14 protein-coding genes are annotated in these 14,442 nt (G+C 70.4%); 9 read left to right on the top strand and 5 right to left on the bottom strand.

Features of this window, described 5'->3' with window-relative positions:
* Nucleotides 1-85 precede the first annotated feature (85 nt).
* Nucleotides 86-1,009, top strand: coding sequence for an NAD-dependent epimerase/dehydratase family protein (locus tag AB0G04_RS17565; protein ID WP_360983181.1), 924 nt, complete (start codon nt 86-88; stop codon nt 1,007-1,009).
* A 1-nt stretch (nt 1,010) separates the two neighbouring features.
* Here AB0G04_RS17565 and AB0G04_RS17560 read toward each other — a convergent pair whose 3' ends face one another.
* The gene (locus AB0G04_RS17560; protein ID WP_360983179.1) at nt 1,011-2,402 is read right to left on the bottom strand and encodes a gamma-glutamyltransferase; all 1,392 of its coding nucleotides are present in this window, start codon (nt 2,400-2,402) and stop codon (nt 1,011-1,013) included.
* A gap of 49 nt (nt 2,403-2,451) precedes the next feature.
* On the opposite strand from AB0G04_RS17560, the gene AB0G04_RS17555 reads away from it, so the two are divergent.
* The 5 genes from AB0G04_RS17555 (at nt 2,452) to AB0G04_RS17535 (ending at nt 8,567) form a co-directional block, all read left to right on the top strand.
* Nucleotides 2,452-3,846, top strand: coding sequence for an MFS transporter (locus tag AB0G04_RS17555; RefSeq protein ID WP_360983177.1), 1,395 nt, complete (start codon nt 2,452-2,454; stop codon nt 3,844-3,846).
* A 10-nt stretch (nt 3,847-3,856) separates the two neighbouring features.
* A complete protein-coding gene (locus AB0G04_RS17550) occupies nt 3,857-5,269 on the top strand; it encodes an aminotransferase class V-fold PLP-dependent enzyme (protein ID WP_360983175.1) in 1,413 nt (470 codons plus the stop codon).
* Between the two features lie 194 nt (nt 5,270-5,463).
* Nucleotides 5,464-6,609 carry a Fic family protein gene (locus AB0G04_RS17545; RefSeq protein WP_360983172.1) on the top strand — a complete coding sequence of 382 codons (1,146 nt, stop codon included), beginning with the start codon at nt 5,464-5,466 and terminating at the stop codon, nt 6,607-6,609.
* Nucleotides 6,610-6,613: 4 nt separating this feature from the next.
* On the top strand, nt 6,614-7,150 hold the full coding sequence (locus AB0G04_RS17540) for an NADH-quinone oxidoreductase subunit B family protein (protein ID WP_360983170.1): 537 nt from the start codon (nt 6,614-6,616) through the stop codon (nt 7,148-7,150).
* 121 nt (nt 7,151-7,271) lie between these two features.
* Nucleotides 7,272-8,567 (top strand): vanadium-dependent haloperoxidase, encoded by a 1,296-nt coding sequence (locus AB0G04_RS17535; RefSeq protein WP_360983168.1) that lies wholly within the window; start codon nt 7,272-7,274, stop codon nt 8,565-8,567.
* 56 nt (nt 8,568-8,623) lie between these two features.
* Here the strand turns inward: AB0G04_RS17535 and hemC are convergent, their stop codons facing one another.
* Nucleotides 8,624-9,544, bottom strand: a complete 921-nt coding sequence (gene hemC, locus AB0G04_RS17530; protein ID WP_360983166.1) for a hydroxymethylbilane synthase — start codon at nt 9,542-9,544, stop codon at nt 8,624-8,626.
* 49 nt (nt 9,545-9,593) lie between these two features.
* On the opposite strand from hemC, the gene AB0G04_RS17525 reads away from it, so the two are divergent.
* Complete coding sequence (locus AB0G04_RS17525; protein ID WP_360983164.1) at nt 9,594-10,883, top strand: DUF2252 domain-containing protein; 1,290 nt, start codon at nt 9,594-9,596, stop codon at nt 10,881-10,883.
* Between the two features lies 1 nt (nt 10,884).
* On the opposite strand, the gene AB0G04_RS17520 is transcribed toward AB0G04_RS17525, so the two are convergent.
* Both AB0G04_RS17520 and AB0G04_RS17515 read right to left on the bottom strand, forming a co-directional pair.
* Nucleotides 10,885-11,883 (bottom strand): hypothetical protein, encoded by a 999-nt coding sequence (locus AB0G04_RS17520; RefSeq protein ID WP_360983162.1) that lies wholly within the window; start codon nt 11,881-11,883, stop codon nt 10,885-10,887.
* Complete coding sequence (locus AB0G04_RS17515; RefSeq protein ID WP_360983352.1) at nt 11,880-12,410, bottom strand: sigma-70 family RNA polymerase sigma factor; 531 nt, start codon at nt 12,408-12,410, stop codon at nt 11,880-11,882. Before AB0G04_RS17515 ends, AB0G04_RS17520 begins: the two co-directional genes overlap by 4 nt.
* A gap of 58 nt (nt 12,411-12,468) precedes the next feature.
* On the opposite strand from AB0G04_RS17515, the gene AB0G04_RS17510 reads away from it, so the two are divergent.
* Complete coding sequence (locus tag AB0G04_RS17510) at nt 12,469-13,179, top strand: NADH-quinone oxidoreductase subunit C (RefSeq protein WP_360983160.1); 711 nt, start codon at nt 12,469-12,471, stop codon at nt 13,177-13,179.
* Nucleotides 13,179-14,135 (top strand): NADH-quinone oxidoreductase subunit NuoH, encoded by a 957-nt coding sequence (gene nuoH, locus AB0G04_RS17505; RefSeq protein WP_360983158.1) that lies wholly within the window; start codon nt 13,179-13,181, stop codon nt 14,133-14,135. Before AB0G04_RS17510 ends, nuoH begins: the two co-directional genes overlap by 1 nt.
* Before the next feature lie 108 nt (nt 14,136-14,243).
* Here the strand turns inward: nuoH and AB0G04_RS17500 are convergent, their stop codons facing one another.
* The gene (locus tag AB0G04_RS17500) at nt 14,244-14,402 is read right to left on the bottom strand and encodes a hypothetical protein (protein ID WP_360983156.1); all 159 of its coding nucleotides are present in this window, start codon (nt 14,400-14,402) and stop codon (nt 14,244-14,246) included.
* Between the last annotated feature and the right edge of the window lie 40 nt (nt 14,403-14,442).

The following is a 14,442-nucleotide window of genomic DNA, read 5'->3' as shown; positions in this document are numbered from 1 at the left end:
CACCGCTCTTGCACGCCGACGAAAGACGTGCGATCGTTGTCCTCAACAGAGAGCGGTGCTCTCAAATGTGAGCGAGGAGAACGCCATGCATCTCGTCATCGGCTCCGGCCCGATCGGCTCCAGCGTCGCCGGCCTGCTCGCCGAGCGCGGTGAGCGGGTCCGGATCGTCACGCGCAGTGGAAGTGGCCCCGAGCATCCGCTGATCGAGCGGGTCGCCGCGGACGCCGCCGACGCCCGTCGCCTCACCGAACTGGCCGACGGCGCCGAGGTCGTCTACAACTGCGCGAACCCGAAGTACACCGAGTGGACCGAGAAGTGGTTCCCGATGAACGACGCGATGATCGCCGCCGCCAAGTCGGCGAGCGCGGTGTACGCCATCACCGGCAACCTGTACGGATACGGCCCCCAGCCCGGCGGCCTGATGACCGAGAGCACGCCCCTCGCCGCGACCGGCCGCAAGGGCCGCGTCCGCATCAGAATGTGGGAGGACGCCCTGGCCGGCGGCGTCCGCACGATCGAGGCCCGGGCCTCCGACTACCTCGGCGCCGGAGCCGTCGGCATCTTCTCGAGCGTCCTGCTGCCCGCCCTCGACAAGGGCCGCACCGCCTGGGGCCCGGCCGACATCGACGCCCCGCACACCTTCACGTACACCGGCGACATGGCCCGCACCCTGGTCGAGCTGGCGCGCGACGAGCGGGCCTGGGGCCGGGCCTGGCACGTGCCGTCACCGGCGCCGATCTCCATCCGCGAGCTGGCTGACCGTTACTGCGACCTGACCGGCCGACCCCGCCTCAAGGTGCGCGGAATGCCGCGGTTCGTCATGCGCGCGGCCGGCGTGGTGGTGCCGATGGCTCGCGAGATGGCCGAGATGGACTACCAGTTCTACGCCCCGTTCGTTCTCGACTCGTCGCTGACCGAGCGCACCTTCGGGCTCACTGCCACCGATCTCGAGGTCCCGCTGCGGGAGACCGCCGCGTCCGCCGCGGTCACCGCCGCCCGCACCATGTGATTCACAGCAGCAGTCCCACGCCGCCGCGCCGCGGGTCGCCGGCCGCACCGGCCCGGCCCACGGCGGTGACGCCCCCGAAGTAGTGGGTGATCTCCGGCCACTCGACGATCCGCCATCCCGCGGCGGCAAGTGCGGACAGTTCCGCGGCCGGGTACCCGGCTTCGGCGTGCACCGTGTCCTCGACCACGTGGAAGCGGGGCCGGGCGACCGCCTCCGGCACGCTCAGCCCGTCGACGAGCACCCCGAAGAGTGTGTCGACGAGTGCGGTGCGAATCCGGGAGGCACCGGCCGAGCCCGCCGCGACGGCCAGGCCACCGTCCGGAGCGGTCACCACGAGCGGGCACATGTAGGACGACATCCGCCGTCCCGGCGCCATGTCGTCGGTGAGCAGCTCACCCTCGCCGAGCATCGAATTCAGGTTGATGCCGAGCCCCGGCAGCCACACCCCGGCGCCCAGCCCGAGCGTCGTGGTGATCACGCAGGCGTTGCCCTCGGCGTCGACCACCGACACGTTGGTGGTGTCCCCGAGTCGCTGCTGACCCCGGTTGAGCAGGGCGGTCGCCACTCCCGGCGCGCGTGCCGGCCGGGCCAGGTCGGTGGGCAGCCCGCCGATCGTGTCGACGGTGCGGTTCAGATCGTGCCGGGCGTGCACCCGGTAGCCGGCCAGCGGAGCCTGCGCCACGGGCACCGACTCGACGCGGTAGGAGCGCAGGTCCACCGGGCCGATCGTGCCGCCGGCTTCCCGCACCGTGTCGACGAGCACCTTGCCGTACGCGCCGGTGTAGAAGACCGATGGCCCCTCCTCGGCCAGCGCGTCCATCGCGGTGGCCAGCCCGGGGTGGTAGAGCAGCTCGTCACCCTGCAGCAGCCGTCCACCAGGCTGATAGAGCGCGGCCCCCTCACCGTAGGCGAGCGCCGGCGCACACGACTCCAGCGTGCGGGCGTGCGCCGCCGGCAGCAGCACCCCGGTCCGTGCCAGGCCGGCGGCCGGCGCCACCACCTCCGGCCAGGGCATTCGTCCCCACCGGCGATGCACCTCCCCGAGGCCGGCCGGCACCCCGGGCACGGCCACGCTGGCACCGCCGATCGAGTAGACCTGTGGCAGCCCGCCGAAGAACACGTCCACCGCCACCATGGGTGACGCTTTCCGATCACCGTCCAGGCCCGGCACCGCCACGAAGAAGTCGAGACACGTGACCTCGCGGGTGCCGGCGTCGAAGTAGGTGGCGAAGCCGCCGCCACCGAGCCCCGTGTAGACCGTCTCCGCGACACAGCAGGCGAGTACGGCGCCCACCGCCGCGTCGGCCGCGGTGCCTCCGGCCTGCAGGATTCGCAGCCCGGTGCGAGCGGTCGCCGGATGACTGGCGGCGACGCCGGCCGCAACGCTTTTCATGCGGCCGAGCGTAGGCGGAGCAGCCCGATCATGGTTACGATGCGCGTCGATGACGACCGGTGGTCCCCCTCCCGTGGTAACTCCGACGAGTGTTCTTCCGCGCGGCGTTTTGGCTGGATATGCGCTTGGCTCGTTGGTAACCGGAGCTTTCGGCACGGTGCCCGGTTTGCTTCTTCTGCCTTATCTGACCGACACGCTCGGTGTGGCCGCCGGTGTGGCCGGCCTGCTGGTTCTGCTGCCGAAGGCGTGGGATGTCCTGGTCAACCCGGTGGCCGGCCGGATCTCCGACCGGCGTGGCTCACGGCGGCCCTTCCTGTTGATCGCCGGACTCGTCCTGGGCGTGCTCTTCGCGGCGATCTTCGCGGCCCCCTTCCCGAGCGGCGTGGCCTCCGGTGCATACGTCGCGGTGGCCTTCCTCGCCGCCGCCACCGCCTTCGCGTTCTTCCAGGTGCCCTACGTCGCGATGCCCGCCGAACTCACCGACGGCTACGCCGAGCGCACCCGGCTGATGACCTGGCGGGTCGCCGTCCTGGCCCTGGCCATCCTCGTTTCCGGCGCCCTCGCGCCGCTGGTCGTCGAGCTCACCGGCGGCGGCCGGGAAGGACACCGGTGGTCCGGCGCCTTCATCGGCGGGCTCATCGTCGTGGGCACGCTCGCCACCTTCCTCGGTACGCGTAAAGCCGCCTACCGGACCGCGGGTGAATCCGAGCCGTCCCTCCGGGCTCAGCTGCGCGTAGCCGGTGGCAACGCCCCGTTCCGCGCCCTGCTGATCTGCTGGGTCGTGCAGGCCGCCGGCATCGGCACCATGCTGGCCGGCGTCAAGTACTTCGCCGACCACATCCTCGTCCAGAAGTCCGGCGCGACCTTCCTGTTCGCCGCATTCGTCGGCCCCGCACTGCTGGTGATGCCGCTCTGGACGGCCGTCGGGCGGCGGCACGGCAAGCTGGTCTCCCTGATCGCCGCCTCGCTGCTGTTCACGGCCGGCGCCCTGGCGCTGCTCACCGCCCCGGTGCTGCCGGCGGTCGCGGTCTATCTGATCGTCGCCGTGGTCGGTGCCGGTTACGCCGGCCAGCAGGTCTTCGCCATGGCGATGCTGCCGGACTGCATCGCCCACGACACCGAACGCACCGGCCGCAGGCAGGCCGGCGTCTTCACCGGCCTGTGGACCGCGGGGGAGACCCTCGGCCTGGCGCTCGGCCCCGGCATCTACGCATTGCTCCTCCAGGTCTTCGGCTATGTCTCGTCGGTCACCGGCGAGTCGGCCGTGCAGAGTGACACGGCCCGGCTCGGGGTGCTGCTCGGCTTCACGGTCGTGCCGGCCCTGCTGGTCGGGGTGGCCGTGCTGGCGCTGCGACGTTACGACGACCGCCCTCCCGTTGCCGGCGAGCCTGTGGACAACCCATCAGTGTGGACAACCGAGGGCCGTACTCCGGAGAAGGAGTAGCGTCCCGGGCATGATCGATGCGCTGCCGGAGAAGGGCGTCCCGGGCGAGCAGATCCTCGCCGAGCTGCGTGAGCTGCGGGGCGGCGACCTGCCCACGCACGGCGGACGACTCTTCGCCTACGTCTACGACCCCGCCCTCGACGGCCTCGACGAGCTGGCCCGCGCCGCCCACGCCGTCTCCGCCCACGTCAACGGCCTGGACCCGACCGCTTTCCCGTCCCTGCTCGCGATGGAAAACGCACTGGTCGGCGCGGCCGCCAGGCTGCTCGGTGGTGGTCCGGCGACGGTCGGCAGCGTCACCAGCGGCGGCACCGAGTCCCTGATCCTGGCGGTCAAGGCGGCGCGCGACGCCCACCCGGCGATCCGGTCACCCCGGCTTGTCGTCCCGGCCACCGCGCACGCCGCATTCGCGAAGGCGGCGCACTACCTGAGGGTCGAGCTGGACACCGTGCCGGTGCGCGGCCTCACGGCCGACCCGCAGGCGATGGCCGCGGCGATCACCCCCGACACGGTGCTGATCGCGGCGTCCGCCCCGAGTTACGCGCACGGTGTGGTCGACCCGATCCCGGAGATCGCCGCGATCGCCGCCGAGCGCGGCATCCGGTTCCACGTGGACGCCTGCTTCGGCGGCTGGATCCTGCCCTACCTGCGGCGTCTCGGCGCCGACCTGCCCGGCTTCGACCTCTCCGTGCCCGGCGTCACGAGCATCTCGGTCGACCTGCACAAATACGCGTATGCGCCGAAGGGCGTGTCGATCCTGCTGCACGCCTCCGAGGAGCTGCGCCGCCCGCAGTACTTCACGTATGCCGGCTGGCCCGGCTACACCATGATCAACCCGGTGATCTCGTCGACCCGCTCGGGCGGCCCGATCGCCGCCGCCTACGCCACCCTGCGTTCCATCGGTGACACCGGTTATCTGGAGCTCGCCCGCCGGACCCGCGAGTCGGTGGCGGTCCTCGCCGCAGCGGTCGAGGCCACCGACGGGGTGCGGCTCTACGCACCGGCCGGCACCAGCGTGGTCTGCCTGGCCTCCGACGGCGCCGACCTCTTCGTCCTTGCCGACGAGCTGGCTGCCCGGGGCTGGCACACCCAGCCGCAGATGGCGTTCGAGGACCTGCCGCCGACCATCCACCTCACGGTGACCGCGGCCGTGCACGCCACCGCCCCGGACTTCGCCGCCGATCTGGCCGAGGCCGTCGCGGCAGCGAAGGCCCGGGGCCCGGTCGACCTGCCTCCGCTGCCACCCCTGACCCCCGAGATGATCACGCCGGAGCTGATCGCCTCGCTTGCCGATGGTCTCGGGCTGGCCGGCGGCGACTTCACCAAGATGGCCACGGTCAACTCGATCCTGAACGCCGCACCGCCGGCTCTGCGTGAGGCTCTGCTGACCGGCTTCCTGAGTCTCCTCCAGCGACCTTCCTGAGCTCAATTGGAGCGACCTTCCTGAGCCGCCTGCAGCGACCTCCTGGGCCGCCTGCAGCGGCCGGTCCGAGCTGGCGCTCCGCGGAGCGTGGAGATATGTGGCACCCGCATGTGGCGCCGCGCGCTTCCCCGGTTCCCCGAATACCACTGTCTGGGTGACGTCATGAAGTTATGATTGCGTCATACGATTACCCGATGCTGTACCCAACCCCCGAACTGACCGGCGCTGACTTCGAAGTGCTCGGCCGGGTCGACGAGATGCGCGAGAACCTTCGTCATCAGGTGCAGGCCAACCCCGCGAAGTGGATCCTCGGCCTGCGCAAGTTCCTGACGGCGGACGCGGTGGCGGCGTCGAACTCCATCGAGGGTTTCCGGGTCTCGACCATCGACGTCCAGGATCTGATGGAGGGCGAGAAGGACGTCGACGTCTCCGACGAGAACCGGGAGGAGACCCTCGCCTATCAACGGATGATGACGTACGTGCAGACCCTGCACGACGCCCCCGATTTCGAGTACAGCAAGGGCCTGCTGAACGCGCTGCACTGGATGCTGCAGGGGCACCGTCACACCCGGAACAAGGTCGCCGGCCAGTGGCGACGCGGTGCCGTCTACGTCACCGACCCCTCGGCTCCGGAGATCGCCGCCTACACGGCTCCCGACGTGGCCGAGGTGCCGGCACTGATGGACGACCTGATGGACTGGCTCAACGCCGACTACACCGATCACCCTCTGATCCGCGCGGCCATGGCACACCTGCATCTGGTGTCCATCCATCCGTGGCCGGACGGCAACGGCCGGATGTCGCGATCGCTGCAGACCTTGATGATCGCTCGGGAGGGAGTGCTCGCTCCGGAGTTCTCGTCGATCGAGGCGTGGCTCGGCCGCTCGCGGAACACCTGGAACTACTATGACGAACTTCAGCGCCGCGGTTCCCGATACCGGCCGGACCAGGACGTCTCGAGCTGGATCAGGTTCAACCTCGTCGCCTATCACCAGCAGGCGCAGGTGGTCCAGAGCCGGGTGGACCGATCGGCCACGGTGTGGGAACTGCTCCTGCCGTTCGTGAGCAAGGTAGGGCTGGACGAGCGGGTGGTCTCCGCCCTGCATGACGTCGCGGTGCAGAGGCGGCTCCGGCGGGCCCACTACGAGCACGCCGAGGGTTTGAGCCTGCAGCAGGCGCAACGCGATCTGCGCGACCTGGTCGCCGCCGGGCTGCTGGAGCCCGTCGGCCGCACCCGCGCCCGCTACTACACCGAGGGGCCGAGCTTCCCCGAGCGTGTCCTGGAGGTGGCGCGCAAGCCGGTGACCCTGACCGAGCCGTACCCGGATGCGTTAGGTTGACCGGATGGCCGGTCTGCCAGGTGTGCTCGGGGAACCCATCCGGTTCGTGCTGAACTGGGGGCGCCGCTACTCCCTTTGGGTGTTCAATTTCGGGCTGGCGTGCTGCGCCATCGAGTTCATCGCGTCCAGCATGGCGCGTCATGACTTCATGCGCCTCGGGGTGATCCCGTTCGCGCACGGGCCCCGGCAGGCCGACCTCATGGTCGTCTCGGGCACCGTCACGGACAAGATGGCTCCGGCGATCAAGCGGCTGTATGACCAGATGCCCGAGCCGAAGTACGTGATCTCGTTTGGCTCCTGCTCCAACTGCGGCGGGCCCTACTGGGATTCGTATTCGGTCACCAAGGGTGTCGACCAGATCATCCCGGTGGACGTCTACGTGCCGGGCTGCCCGCCCCGTCCGGAGGCGCTGCTGCACGGCATCCTGCGGCTGCAGGAGAAGATCGCCGCCGAGCAGTCCGGCCTCGGCGGTGTGAGCCGGCCCGACCCGCTGACGCTGACCGCCCCACTGGTGCGACCACCGGACACCCAGCCTGCCTGATCAATCCACGGGCGTGAATGCCTCGGGCGGAAGTCCGTCAAAGCATTGCGCTGGGATCGACCCCGATCGAAGCTGATGGCCGTTCGTGTGACACGAGGGACCCAGCCCACCGGGGGATTCAATGGCACGTCGTTCCCGCACGTCGGCAACCTTCCGCAGAGCGCTCGCCGTGGTCGTCGCGACGGCACTCACGCTGACCACGCCATCGGTGCTGGCGCCACCCGCCGCTCGGGCCGGCGCGGCGACACCGAACGCGGTCGTCGCCTGGCACGTCCATGCGCAGACCACCATCTACGACGTGGCGCGACAGTCACCGAACGCCGCGTCCCGGAGCTTCGCGATGGTGCAGGGCGCCGTCTACGACGCGGTGAACGCGATCGCCGGCACCCCGTACGAGCCATATCTGACCGCCCCTCGGGCCCGCCGGGGTGACTCCGTCCCGGCCGCCGTGGCGGCAGCGGCCCACCACGTCCTGCTGTCGCTCTTCCCGGCCCAGGCCGACGCACTCCAGGCCCGCTACGCCGCGGAGCTCGCCCGTATCCCGGAGGGCCGGGCGAAGCGCGGAGGCATCGCCGTCGGTGAGGCGACCGCGGCCGCGATGATCGAGGACCGCCGCGCCGACGGTGCGTTCGACGCCAGCGTCACCTGGCCGGTCGGCACCGCACCGGGGGAGTACCGGCTGACGCCGCCGAACTTCGTGCAGAGCGGCGCCTGGTACGCGTTCCTCAAGCCGTTCGTGATCCGCGACCCGAGCCGTTATCGGGTGCCCGGCCCGCCGGCCCTGACCAGCGCCGCTTACGCCCGCCAGCTGAACGAGGTGAAGGTTCTGGGCTCGGCTGCCAGCACGGTCCGGACCCCGGCGCAGACCGAGGCGGCGACCTGGTGGGACGACTTCAACATGGTGGAGTGGCAGTTCCGCCGGGTGCTGGCCACGAACCAGCGGCTCGGCAACCTGGAGACGGCCCGCCTGTTCGCGCAGACCGACATGGCCACCGTCGACGCGTTGATCTCCTGTTATCAGCAGAAACGGCGCTGGAGCTTCTGGCGTCCGGTCACCGCGATCCCGCTGGCCGGCGCCGACGGCAATCCGGCGACCACGGCCGACCCGTCCTGGCAGCCGCTGCGGGCGACCGCTCCGTCGGCCGAGTGGCCGTCCGGGCACGCCTGCTACACGTCGGCGACGATGGTCAGTCTCCGCTCCTTCTTCGGCCGCGACGATCTGCCGTTCCACGCCTACAGCCCGGACTCCGGCACCACCCGCCACTTCACCAGCTTGCGGAAGGCGCAGGCCGAGGTGCAGCCGGCCCGCGTCTGGGCGGGCGTGCACTACCGCGCCGCCGCCGTCCTCGGCGACCGGCTGGGCACGGCAGTCACCGGTGAGGTGCTCCACGGCTTCGGCCGCCCGGCAAGGCGGTGAGGCGGTCGCGGTAAGGCGGTGACGGTGAGGCGGTGACGGTGCGGGCGCGGGCCCGATCAGCCGGTGAGGACGTCCCGCGCGCCCTGACGCAGCAGGGACGCCGCCACCGAGGTACCGAGAACGACGGGATCGGACGCCCACTCATGAGCGTCCAGGACCGTCTTGCCGTCCAGACTGATCACCCGCGCGCGCAGGCTGAGCCGCCCGTCGGGTTCGGTTCGCGCATGACCGCCGATCGGCGAATGGCAGCTGCCCTGAAGGATGTGCAGCAGCGTGCGCTCGGCCTCGGTCTCCCGCCCGGCGCGGCGGTCAGCGAGCGCACCGGCGATCTCGAGAGCCGGCTCGTCGTCCTGCCGGCACTGCAGCACCAGCGTCCCGGAGCCGACCGCCGGCACGAAGGTGTCCACGCCGATCGGGTGGGTGATCCGCTCCGGCATCCCGATCCGGTGCAGGCCGGAGACGGCGAGCAGGAGCACGTCGTACTCCCCGGCGTCGAGTTTGGCCAGACGGGAATTGGCGTTCCCGCGGATCGGCACGGCGGTCAGGTGCGGGTAGTGCAGGGCCAGCTGGGCGATCCGGCGTACGGCCGAGGTCCCCACCGTCGTGCCGGGCGGCAGATCCTCGATACGCCGTCCCGCCGGGTCCACCAGACAGTCCCGGACGTCGTCGCGTGACAGGTAGGCGGCGAACACGGTCCCGGCCGGTGCGGGCCGGTCGCCGGGCACGTCCTTGACACAGTGCACGGCCAGGTCGGCCCGCCCGTCGATCAGCGCCTGGTCGACCTCCTTGGTGAACGCGCCCTTGCCGCCAAGCTCGGACAGCGCGCCCTGCCAGCGGTCGCCGCTGGTGGTCAGGGGCACGATCTCGACGGTCACCTCGGGCCGCCGTTCGGCGAGCATCCGGCGGACCCGTTCGACCTGGGCCAGTGCCATGGGGGAGGAGCGGGTGCCGATACGCAGCAGGCGTGAAGCGGACATAGCGGAAAGGGTAACCGCAGGCATGCTCACCATGAGTACCGTGACCCGGATGAGGGCCGACTTCATCATCGACGTACTGACCCGCGAGTTCGGCGAGCTGATGGCGCTCGACCCGGCTGCCTTCCGGCGCAAGTTCAGGAAGATGGCGGCGTCACCGTTCGCCTTCTACCGCGGCAGCGCCTCACTCTTCTACGCCGACCTGAGCGGCGACTACCGCGACGAGAGCTTCCTCGACGACCGGACCAGCCGGGTCTGGATCCACGGGGACCTGCACGCCGAGAACTTCGGCACCTACATGAACTCGTCCGGCCGCCTGGTGTTCAACGTCAACGACTTCGACGAGGCGTACGTCGGCCCGTACAGCTGGGACCTGAAGAGGTTCTCGGCGAGCGTGGCGCTGATCGGCTACTCGAAGGCGCTGTCCGACGGTGCCATCACCACGCTGGTGACCGAGTTCGCGCAGTCGTACCTGACCGAGTTGCGGGCGATCGCGCACGGCGGCGACGACGCGATCGGGTCGATCACCCTGGAGAACGCGACCGGTGTGCTGCGCCGGGTGCTGCAGGAGGCCCGGCTCAACACCCGCGTCGACCTGCTCGGCCAGCAGACGACGATCGACGACTACGAGCGCCGGTTCTCGCTCGGCGACGGGGTCTACGAGGTCGACGCCGCCACCCGCGCGCAGGTCTGCGAGGCGTTCGACCGTTACCTGGGCACACTCCCGGAGGCGTCCCGTCCGATCTCGCTGCGTATCAAGGACATCAAGCTGCGTAAGGGCGTGGGCATCGGCTCGGCCGGCCTGCCGTCGTACAACCTGCTGCTCGAGGGGCACACCGAGGCCCTGGAGAACGACGTGGTCATCTACATGAAGCAGGCACAGGTCCCGGCCGTGGCGCGGTGGATCGACGACGAGCGGGTCCGCGGCTACTTCAGGCATCAGGGTCACCGGACCGCCGAGTCGCAGCGGGCCCTGCAGGCGCACGCCGACCCGTGGCTGGGGTTCACCGAGCTGAACGGGGTGGGGCAGCTGGTGGCGGAGGTGTCGCCGTACGCCGCCGACCTCGACTGGGCCGACGTGAACGAGCCGGAGGAACTGTCCGGTGTGATCGCCGACCTGGGTCGTGCGGTGGCCCGGATGCATTCGGTCGCCGACGACGAGTCCAGTCACGATCTGGTCGACTTCTCCACCGAGGAGGCGATCGTCGCGGTCGTCGACAAGGACGAGGCCGGTTTCGTCCAGCATCTGGTCGAGTTCGCGCACAAGTACGGTGACCAGACCCGCGAGGACCACCAGGACTTCGTCGACGTCTTCCGCAACGGCCGCCTCCCCGGCCTGTGACCTACTCCTCGGCCAGGGCGTAAGTGATCAGGGCGTCCGCCGGCGTCGTGGATTCGTAGCCGGTGTGCACGGTCGCCGTCCTGTCGAGCCGGCCCAGCGCCACCTCACGCTGGGGCCCGGCCGGCCAGGCGCACGGCACCCGGAAGTCGGTGACGACCTTTCCGCCCTGGCGTACCACGAAGAGAGCGGTACCGGTGCCGGCGCATTTCGCGACGAGCGTGTACCGCCCGGTCCTGAGCTGGGGCGCCAGTTCGAACGTCGGTGGAGACACCCTGATCCGTCCGGATGCCGCACTCCTGACCCGGCGTCCCGAGAGATCCAGCCGCCGGTCGGTGTTGAAGATTTCCTGGTGGCTGCTGTCGCCACGGATCGGCACGCCGGTGTTGCTGGTGACCCGGTAGGCGAATCCGGACTTCCCGTTGTTGACGGCGTTGGTGACGACGTTGGCGAGCCGGAACCGGTAATACGAATACGGCGACGTCATGGCGAACGTGGTGCTCACCGGGACGGGTTCGGCGGAGCACTGCACCCACATCTTCTTGACCAGCCGCCACTCGGTCTTCCGGTTCTCCTGCCCGTCGACGGTCAGCTCGAACCGCCCGGGCCCGGCACAGGCCGCCTGCAGGGTCAGGTCACCCAGGAAGATGCCGTGTTCCTTGCGGTAACCGGCCTCGACCGGCACGGCGACGTCGACCGCTGGGTTCGCACCGGTGAGTGCGCGCTGGGCGACCTTCGCCAGTTCCTTCGGATCGGTCACCACCGGCGCGCTGGTGGTGGAGACGGTGGGGGAGGCGACCACCGGGGGAGGGCTGGACCGTCGTTCGAACACCGCGACCCCGCCGGTGACGGCCAGCACCGCGGCGGCGGCCGAGAGCACGGCCTTGGTGTTCCGGCGCCGCCGTACCGTCTTGCGCGCGGCAGCGGCCCCCGGCGGCCGGATCGTCGGCACCGCTTCCTCGCGTAGTCCTTCGAAGAGGTCCTTCAACTGGTCTGTGCTCACGACGCACCCCCGTGCAGCTGTACGGCGAGCGCGGCCCGCCCGCGGTGAAGGTGGGACCGGACGGTTACTTCGGCGACCCGTTCCCGCCGGGCGATCTCGGCGACCGGCAGGTCGGCCAGGTAGTGCAGCACGATGGCCCGGCGCTGAGCCGGTGGCAGGGTGCTGAGCGCGGCGATCAGGGCGACGCGCTCGGGACTGGGCCCTTCGGTCCGTGGTTCGTCGGGCCGCTGTTTACGCAAGAAGTTCAGCGCGGTACGGGCCCGGCGCCACCGGCTCACGGCGAGGTTCCAGGCGACCCGCCGGATCCAGGCGACCGGGTCGTCGTAGCGGGCGATGGTGTTCCATCGGGTCAGCGCCCGGCAGAACGCCTCCTGGGCGACGTCCTGGGCTTCCTGCCGGTCGCCGAAGTACGCGTACAACTGCACGGCGAGGTCCGTGTAGCTCGCGGCGTACACCTCGTCGAAGCTGGGTGGAGCGGCATCGTCCGTGATGGGCGTCTCCGGTGCGGCTGTGGCGGTCACGAGCACTACACGCGGCTGCCCGGCGAAACGTTGCACCGCGTCCGCAAACCATAGGATGGCCTGCATGACGCCCGAAGAGGTCGGTGAACGCCTGGTCCACCTGATGGTGACCGACGATCCGGAGAAGGGCACCGTGACCGCCGAGGTTTCCGGTGGCGGTCCCGGCCATGCCCGTGCCGTGGTCGACGTGCCGGTCGCCCGCTGGTGGTTCGCGGCCGAGGCGGCCCGCGACGCCGGTGCGCTGGGCTGCGACTTCTTCGACTGGCTCTCCGCGGTGGACGAGCTGGACGGCGGCTTCTCGGTGATCGCCCACCTATGGTCGACCCGCCGCCGGCACGGTGTCCTGCTCCGCACCCGGGTGTCGCGCGAGGAGCCGGAGGTGGAGTCGCTGGTGGACCTCTATCCCGGTGCCGCGTGGCATGAGCGGGAGACGTTCGAGATGTTCGGCATCACGTTCGCCCGCCACCCCGATCTGCGTCCGCTGCTGCTGCCGCCGGAGTTCGAGGGGCACCCGCTGCGCAAGGATTTCGTGCTGGCCTCCCGGGTGGCGAAGCCGTGGCCGGGCGCCAAGGAGCCGGGCGAGTCGGAGGGCGGGGCGGCCAAGCGGGCCTCGGTGCGCCCGCCCGGCGTCCCCGATCCGAACGAGTGGGGCCCGCTCAAGGGGAAGGTGCCCCCACCGGAGACACCGGCCCGCCGGGAACGCCCGGTGCGCCCGGCAGGTGAGCGCCCGGCGCGGCCCGCACGGCCGCCGCGGACCGAGGGGGAGACCTCCTGATGCCGATCTGGCTGGACCTTCTCGTCCGGGTTGTTGCCGTGATGGCCGCTTTCCTGGTGCTGCCGCTGGTCATCGGCCAGGCCGAGCACAAGGTGATGGCGCACATGCAGGGCCGGGTCGGCCCGATGTACGCCGGTGCCTTCCACGGCTGGGCCCAGCTCGTCGCCGACGGGGTGAAGTTCGTCCAGAAGGAGGACGTCACACCGCGCGACGCCGACCGGACCGTCTTCCGGCTGGCCCCGATCGTCGCCCTCTTCCCGTACCTCGTGGTCATCCTGACCATCCCGCTCGGCCCCGGCCTGGTCGCGCAGAGCCTCGACATCGGCCTGTTCCTGGTATTGGCGGTCCTCGGTATCGGTGTCATCGCGGTGCTGATGTCGGCCTGGGCCTCGGCCAACAAGTACAGCCTCCTCGGCGGTGTTCGCGGCGCCGCCCAGCTGCTCGGTTACGAGCTTCCGCTGGTGCTGGCGGCGGCGAGTGTCGCGATGGCGGCCGGCACGCTGAGCCTGTCCGGCATCGTCGAGGCGTGGCAGCCGTGGTGGCTGATCTGGCAGGCCCCGGCCGCGCTGGTCTTCTTCATCGCGGGCCTCGCCGAGATCCGCCGACCGCCGTTCGACATGCCGATCGCCGACTCGGAGCTGGTGTTCGGCTACATGACCGAGTACACGGGCCTGCGGTTCGCGTTCTTCCTGCTCGCCGAGTACGTCGGCATCGTGGTGATCGCGGCGCTGACCACGGTGCTGTTCCTGGGTGGCTGGCACGGCCCGATGGAGGAGCAGCTCGGCTGGCTGTGGACGCTGCTGAAGATCGGCGCGCTGTCCTTCGTGATCATCTGGCTGCGGGTCACGTTCCCCCGCATGCGCGAGGACCAGCTCCAGCGCTTCTGCTGGCTGATCCTGGTCCCGGTCTCGCTGGCCCAGCTGGTCCTGACCGTCGCCGTGAAGTCCCTGCTCTAGAGGTTGCGTGGCCGGATCGTGCGCACCGGGACCTCGATGGGCCACGGCTCGTCGAGCCGAATCACGTCATCGTCGTCGAACGTCCCCGTCGGCTGATAGACGCCATCCTCAGGAGATCACCAATGCCTGATGAGCCGGCGACGGAGAGGGGGACACGTGAAGGACTCCATCGATCAGTTCGCGGCGTACGCCGTCCTCGGGCAAGGCGTCAAGGTCGGCAACGGTCCAGCCATCCGCCGGCGGAATGACGCTCATCGCAGCGGTCATCGGGAGCCTCCAGAACGGGGTCGCTCATCCCGTTCGTTCA

Origin of the sequence: Actinoplanes sp. NPDC023801 (assembly GCF_040639655.1) — a bacterium.
In the GTDB taxonomy this organism is placed as follows: Bacteria; Actinomycetota; Actinomycetes; order Mycobacteriales; family Micromonosporaceae; genus Actinoplanes.
Note: the sequence above shows the minus strand (reverse complement) of the source record. Positions and strands in the feature narration are given on the sequence as shown.